Below are 7,690 nucleotides of genomic sequence, written 5' to 3' on the forward strand. Positions count from 1 at the left end.
AGGCAACTCTTCGCGCATTTGCTCGATCTGTTCAGCTAAGTTGATAGCTCGTAGCAATTCAAGAACTGCTTCAGCACCCATTTTAGCTTCAAACTCGTCACCGTATTCTTCTAACGCATCAAGATACGTTTCTTCGGTTAGCATTTGGCCGCGCTCAAGCGTGGTCATGCCAGGCTCGATCACAACAAATGATTCGAAATACAGTACGCGTTCAATATCACGCAACGTCATATCTAGCATTAAGCCAATACGTGACGGAAGTGATTTTAAGAACCAAATGTGGGCAACTGGGCTAGCCAGATCAATGTGACCCATGCGCTCACGACGCACTTTAGTCTGGGTAACTTCTACGCCACACTTTTCACAAATAACACCACGATGCTTCAAACGCTTGTATTTACCACACAAACATTCGTAATCTTTAACTGGACCAAAGATACGCGCACAGAACAAACCTTCACGTTCAGGCTTGAATGTACGGTAGTTAATGGTTTCTGGCTTCTTTACTTCACCAAAAGACCAAGAACGGATTAGATCTGGCGAGGCCAAACCAATTTTTATACCGTTAAATTCTTCAGTCTTACTTTGCTGCTTAAGAAACTTTAATAAGTCTTTCACGTTTCTCTCCTGAAGGAGTTAAACCAGGTGCTTTGCTGATGCAAAGCACCCTTGGTTACCAAACATTGCTTAAGTGCGATGCTTACTCTTGGTCCAACTCGATATTAATACCAAGTGAACGAATTTCCTTCAACAATACGTTGAAAGACTCAGGCATGCCTGGTTGCATCTGATGGTTACCGTCGACGATGTTTTTATACATCTGAGTACGACCGTTAACGTCATCTGACTTAACTGTTAGCATTTCTTGTAGAGTATAAGCAGCACCATATGCTTCAAGTGCCCACACTTCCATCTCACCGAAACGCTGACCACCGAATTGAGCTTTACCGCCCAATGGTTGTTGAGTCACTAAGCTGTATGAACCCGTAGAACGAGCATGCATCTTGTCATCAACTAAGTGGTTCAATTTAAGCATATACATGTAACCAACGGTTACTTTACGCTCAAATTCGTTACCGGTACGGCCGTCACATAATGTCAACTGGCCAGACTCAGGTAAGCCTGCAAGAGCAAGCATTTGCTTGATCTCTTTCTCTTTAGCACCGTCGAATGCTGGTGTTGCAATTGGAATACCACCTTTAAGGTTGGTAGCCAAGCGCACAACTTCATCATCAGTAAACGAATCGATATCAACGCGCTGAAGCACGTCATCACCTAATTCGTACACTTGCTTGATGTAACCACGAAGTTCGGCAATTTCACGCTGCTCTTCAAGCATAGCAGTAATCTTATTACCGATACCTTTAGCTGCTGCGCCCATGTGGACTTCAAGTACCTGACCGATGTTCATACGCGATGGTACGCCCAATGGGTTAAGTACGATGTCTACAGGATTACCTTCTTCGTCGTATGGCATGTCTTCAACAGGACAAATCTTCGAGATAACACCTTTGTTACCATGACGACCCGCCATCTTGTCACCAGGCTGGATAGTACGTTTAACTGCAAGGTAAACCTTAACAATCTTCAATACACCAGGAGCCAAGTCATCACCTTGGGTGATCTTACGACGCTTAATTTCAAATGTCTTATCAAAGTCAGCTTTTAGCTCTTCGTGCTGTTCAGCTAACTGCTCTAATTCAGTTTGTTTAGTTTCGTCGTCGATAACTTGAATCAATACGTCTTTACGTGGGATCTCAGCTAACTTAGCTTCAGAATAACCCACAGACAGTAACAAGTTACGTGCACGGCCCAATACGCCTTCTTCAAGGATCTTGAACTCTTCGCCTAAGTCTTTACGAGCTTGACGAACGTGCATGTCTTCAATTTCAAGCGCACGCTTGTCTTTCTCAACGCCGTCACGGGTAAATACCTGTACGTCGATGATGGTGCCTTTCACTGAGTTAGGAACACGTAATGAGCTGTCCTTAACATCAGACGCTTTTTCACCAAAAATAGCTCGGAGTAGTTTCTCTTCAGGGGTTAACTGTGTTTCACCTTTAGGTGTCACTTTACCCACTAGAATGTCGCCACCCTTCACTTCTGCACCAATATAAACGATACCTGATTCATCTAGTTTAGATAAAGCAGACTCACCTACGTTTGGAATATCAGCAGTGATTTCTTCGCTACCCAATTTAGTATCACGAGCAATACAAGAAAGCTCTTGGATATGGATAGTAGTGAAACGGTCTTCTTGCGCTACGCGCTCAGAAATTAAGATCGAATCTTCGAAGTTATAACCGTTCCAAGGCATGAACGCGATACGCATGTTCTGACCAAGAGCCAAATCACCTAAATCGGTAGATGGACCATCTGCCAATACGTCACCACGAACCACAGGCTCACCAACAGAACAACAAGGACGTTGGTTAATACAAGTGTTTTGGTTTGAACGGGTATATTTAGTTAGGTTATAAATGTCGATACCGGCTTCACCTGCGTGTAGCTCATCTTCATTTACTTTAACTACGATACGACTAGCATCAACATAATCAACCACACCGCCACGTTTAGCAGCTACAACCACACCAGAGTCAACAGCAAGAGTACGTTCAATACCCGTTCCGACTAACGGCTTATCAGCACGTAAAGTTGGTACTGCTTGACGTTGCATGTTTGCACCCATCAATGCGCGGTTAGCATCATCGTGTTCTAAGAACGGAATTAATGATGCTGCAACAGAAATAATCTGTTGTGGAGATACGTCCATATACTGAACATCAGCTGCGCGCATAAAGGTAGATTCACCTTTGTGGCGACAAGCAATTTGTTCTTCTGCCATACGGCCATCAGCATCAACTTCGATGTTAGCCTGAGCAATAACGTAACGACCTTCTTCGATTGCTGATAAGTATTCAACATCATCAGTAATCACACCATCAACCACTTTGCGGTAAGGTGTTTCTAAAAAGCCGTAAGAGTTAGTACGTGCAAAACTTGCTAACGAGTTGATTAGACCAATGTTTGGACCTTCTGGGGTCTCAATTGGACATAAACGACCGTAGTGAGTTGGATGTACGTCACGAACTTCGAAACCAGCACGCTCACGAGTCAAACCACCTGGACCAAGCGCAGAAATACGACGCTTATGCGTTACTTCTGATAGCGGGTTGTTTTGATCCATAAACTGTGACAACTGTGAAGAACCAAAGAATTCTTTCACTGCCGCAGAAATTGGCTTAGCGTTAATTAAGTCTTGTGGCATAAGCTCGTTTAAATCGCCTAAAGATAGACGTTCACGAACAGCACGCTCAACACGGACTAAACCAACACGGAACTGATTTTCAGCCATTTCACCAACGCTACGAATACGACGGTTACCTAAGTGGTCAATATCGTCGACTTCATCATAACCGTTACGGATTTCGATGATTTTCTTCATAACAGATACGATGTCTTCTTTAGACAACACACCGTTACCTTCGTCTTCAGCAATCTCAAGACGACGGTTGAACTTCATACGACCTACTTTAGATAGGTCATAACGCTCTTCACTGAAGAATAGGTTTTGGAATAAACCTTCAGCTGCATCTTTGGTTGGTGGCTCGCCAGGACGCATCATACGATAGATTTCAACTAGCGCTTCTAAGCGGTTAGTTGTTGAATCAATGCGCAATGTGTCAGCAATATAAGCACCATGATCAAGATCATTGATAAATAAAGTATCAATATTCTTAATACCAGCAAGTGATAACTTAGCTAAATCTTCTAAAGTAATCTCGCTGTTTGCAGTCACTAAAACTTCACCGGTATCTTCATCGATGTAGTCTTGAGCAGCATACTTACCAACAATATAATCTACTGGCACTTCTAGCTCAGTAGTATTGGTTTTTTCAAGTTGCTTAATATGACGTGCAGTGATGCGACGACCAGCTTCAACCAATAAAGCGCCTTCAGCATCTTTAATGTCATAGCCAGCAGTTTCACCACGTAGACGGTCAGGCACAAGTGCCATGACTAATGAATCTTTTTTAATCTTAAACTCAATACGCTCGAAGAATAAATCGAGGATATCTTGAGTAGAATATTCAAGCGCACGTAAGATAATAGTCGCTGGTAATTTGCGACGACGGTCAATACGAACGAATAGAGCATCTTTAGGATCAAATTCAAAGTCAAGCCATGAACCACGGTAAGGAATAATACGTGCGTTATACAGCACCTTACCAGAAGAGTGGGTTTTACCACGGTCATGATCAAAGAACACACCTGGAGAACGGTGTAACTGAGACACGATTACACGCTCAGTACCGTTAATAACGAAAGTACCGTTATTAGTCATCATAGGAATATCACCCATGTAGACTTCTTGCTCTTTAATGTCTTTAACAGTGCCAGCAGCAGCTTCACGGTCGAACAACACCATGCGTAATTTAACGCGTAGTGGTGCCGAATAAGTTACACCGCGGATCTGACATTCTTTCACATCAAAAACTGGCTCACCTAGCTTGTAGCTGACATATTGCAGCTCAGAATAGCCAGAAAAGCTCTTGATAGGAAAAACGCTACGGAATGCGGCTTCTAAGCCACGCTCACCCGTAGGGTCATGATCGGTGAACTTCTTAAAAGAGTCTAACTGGATAGACAATAAATAAGGGATGTCCAAAACTTTTGGACGCTTACCAAAGTCTTTGCGAATACGCTTCTTTTCAGAATAGGAGTAAACCATGGGTTTCCTCTGCTTACGAGATGTGACCAAGACTGAAATTAATATTAATTAAATCAGCACGTTTGCCTATCACCCTTGTTGACAAGAACCTAACCAGTAATCTCTGCTAGGGACTGTTAAAACTGGCGACAAAAGGTGAAAAAAATCGCCTGCGCATAAAGCGCAAAAAAGGCCAACGGTTAAAAAACCGTCAGCCTTCACCCAATCACTTGGGTGATGCAAGCTAAATTATAGCTTACTTAACTTCAACAGAAGCACCAGCGGCTTCTAGATCAGCTTTAAGAGTTGCAGCTTCTTCTTTAGACACAGCTTCTTTAACTGCGATTGGAGAAGATTCAGCCATAGTCTTAGCTTCTTTCAGGCCTAAACCTGTAGCGCTACGAAGAGCTTTAATAACAGCTACTTTGTTTTCGCCGAATGAAGTAAGTACTACGTCAAATTCTGTTTGCTCTTCAGCAGCAACAGCGTCGCCGCCGCCTGAAACTACTGCAGCAGCAGCAGAAACGCCGAATTTCTCTTCCATAGCTTCGATTAGTTCAACTACTTCCATTACAGACATTGCTGCAAAAGCTTCTAACATTTGGTCTTTAGTGATAGACATTAGAAATATTTCCTATTGTTCTGAATTCAATTTTATTAAGCTGCCAGCCTAAAATTAAGCGGCGTCTTGTTTTTGATCGCGAAGGGCGGCCAATGTACGAACGAACTTGCCAGCAGATGCTTCTTTCATAGTCATCATCAACTGAGCTAGTGCTTCTTCGTATGTTGGTAGTTTCGCTAAACGATCAATATCAGCTGCAGGGATAAACATCCCTTCGAAAGCTGCACCTTTAACTTCAAATTTTGCTTGTCCCTTAGCGAAGTCTTTTAAAAGACGCGCTGCAGCACCTGGATGCTCGTTAGAGAAAGCTATTAAAGTTGGGCCAGTGAACGTTTCTGCTAGGCACTCAAAAGCTGTACCTTGAACTGCACGACGAGCAAGAGTGTTACGTACTACACGTACAAACACACCATTTTCGCGAGCAGCTTTACGCAGACCGGTCATAGCACCTACAGTTACGCCACGTGAATCGGCAACAACTGCAGAAAGTGCACCTTTGGCAGCTTCGTTGACTTCAGCAACAATTGCCTGTTTGTCTTCGAGTCTTAATGCCATTGGCTTTACTCCTGGATTCTACCTAGAGAATTTTCTCTAGTATTTACCAAATTAAACACTTATGTGTTTAATTACTTACGGTGCAGATTTTCCAGTAAAAAAATTTAGCTGGGGCCTGACACCGTCTACGCTGGAAATTAAGTTAATCTAACGATTAACACCTGCGGTCTTGGACGGAAACCGACTCTAATATGCAAAAAGTTAAAAACTAATGCATAAAAGCGGCTTCAACCCACAAAGTGCGCGCATTATAGACTAATACGCGCGCTTTGTATATTACTTCGCTTCTTCCAGAGAACCCTGGTCGATAGCAACACCTGCACCCATAGTGGTAGAGATGCTAATCTTTTTCACGTAAATGCCTTTAGCAACTGCAGGCTTAGCCTTTTTCAGTGCTGACACTAACGATTCTAAGTTTTCTCTCAACTGCTCAGTTGTAAAAGTTACTTTACCGATAGTTGTATGAATAATACCGTTTTTGTCGTTTCTGTAACGAACTTGACCCGCTTTGGCATTCTTAACTGCTTCAGCAACGTTTGGCGTTACTGTACCAGTTTTAGGGTTAGGCATTAAACCACGTGGGCCTAAGATTTGACCTAACATACCAACAACGCGCATTGCATCTGGAGATGCGATAACAACGTCAAAGTTCATTTCGCCAGCTTTAACTTTTTCAGCTAAATCTTCCATACCCACTAGTTCAGCGCCAGCAGCGATAGCAGCTTCAGCGTTTGCACCTTGTGTGAATACAGCAACACGAACATCACGACCAGTACCATGTGGAAGTACAGTAGCACCTCGCACGTTTTGATCTGATTTACGAGGATCGATACCTAGATTAACAGCTACGTCAACACTCTCAACAAATTTAGCAGTCGCTAATTCTTGTAAAAGTACTACGGCTTCGTTGATGTCATACAATTTTGTTGCATCAACTTTTTCGCGGATAACGCGAGCACGCTTAGTTAGCTTTGCCATTATATTAATCCTCTACTACCAAACCCATTGAACGTGCAGTACCTTCAATTGAGCGAGTCATCGCTTCAATATCAGCACCAGTCATATCAGCAGCTTTAGTTTCAGCAATTTCCTGAACTGCGCTACGCTTGATAGTACCTACTTTTTGAGTATTAGGACGGCCAGAACCTGATTTCAGACCAACTGCTTTAAGCAGTAGGAAAGATGCAGGTGGAGTCTTAGTCTCAAAAGTGAAAGAACGGTCATTATATACAGTGATAACAACAGGAATTGGCATGCCTTTTTCGAACTTCTCAGTACGAGCGTTGAATGCTTTACAGAATTCCATGATGTTCACACCTTTTTGACCTAAAGCAGGTCCAACTGGTGGAGACGGGTTTGCAGCGCCAGCTGCTACTTGTAGCTTAATATAAGCTTCAATTTTCTTTGCCATGTCGACATTTCCTCAATTTGGGTTCAAACGCATGTTGGCGACATGCCAATACGCTCCCCTGAAAACAACGGGTGCGAATTATATAAAAATACGCACCCGCAAACAATGTTTATTTTGTAGTTATTTTAATCAGCTTTTTTCAACTTGATTAAAATCTAATTCTACTGGTGTTGAACGACCGAAAATCATCACCGAAACTTTAATACGGTTCTTTTCATAATCGACTTCTTCGATAGTACCGTTAAAGTCAGCAAATGGACCGTCACACACACGAACAACTTCACCCGGCTCGTACATAATACGATGAGTTGGTGATTCAACAGTGTCTTGAAGACGTTGAAGAATAGCGTCAGCTTCCTTGTCAGAAATCGGGGCCGGGCGATCGGATGTA

Annotated in this window: 6 protein-coding genes and 1 pseudogene; all 7 read right to left on the minus strand. The window is 42.9% G+C overall.

Features of this window, described 5'->3' with window-relative positions; genetic code table 11:
- Window positions 1-618, minus strand: a pseudogene (locus tag CXF78_RS08815) (DNA-directed RNA polymerase subunit beta'); the annotation flags it as partial.
- 82 nt (window positions 619-700) lie between these two features.
- Complete coding sequence (gene rpoB, locus CXF78_RS08820; RefSeq protein WP_011635633.1) at window positions 701-4,732, minus strand: DNA-directed RNA polymerase subunit beta; 4,032 nt, start codon at window positions 4,730-4,732, stop codon at window positions 701-703.
- Window positions 4,733-4,967: 235 nt separating this feature from the next.
- Window positions 4,968-5,333: a 50S ribosomal protein L7/L12 gene (gene rplL, locus CXF78_RS08825; protein ID WP_011635632.1), complete on the minus strand. Its 366-nt coding sequence runs from the start codon at window positions 5,331-5,333 to the stop codon at window positions 4,968-4,970.
- A 54-nt stretch (window positions 5,334-5,387) separates the two neighbouring features.
- A complete protein-coding gene (rplJ, locus tag CXF78_RS08830) occupies window positions 5,388-5,888 on the minus strand; it encodes a 50S ribosomal protein L10 (RefSeq protein ID WP_011635631.1) in 501 nt (166 codons plus the stop codon).
- 276 nt (window positions 5,889-6,164) lie between these two features.
- Entirely contained in the window at window positions 6,165-6,866 is a 702-nt protein-coding gene (gene rplA / locus CXF78_RS08835) for a 50S ribosomal protein L1 (RefSeq protein ID WP_102036543.1), read from the minus strand.
- Between the two features lie 4 nt (window positions 6,867-6,870).
- Window positions 6,871-7,299 (minus strand): 50S ribosomal protein L11, encoded by a 429-nt coding sequence (gene rplK, locus CXF78_RS08840; RefSeq protein ID WP_011635629.1) that lies wholly within the window; start codon window positions 7,297-7,299, stop codon window positions 6,871-6,873.
- 129 nt (window positions 7,300-7,428) lie between these two features.
- Window positions 7,429-7,690: transcription termination/antitermination protein NusG (locus tag CXF78_RS08845; RefSeq protein ID WP_180957093.1), on the minus strand; the 262-nt coding region annotated here is incomplete at its 5' end.

It is taken from the genome of Shewanella sp. 11B5 (assembly GCF_002836795.1).
Classification (GTDB): domain Bacteria; phylum Pseudomonadota; class Gammaproteobacteria; order Enterobacterales; family Shewanellaceae; genus Shewanella; species Shewanella frigidimarina.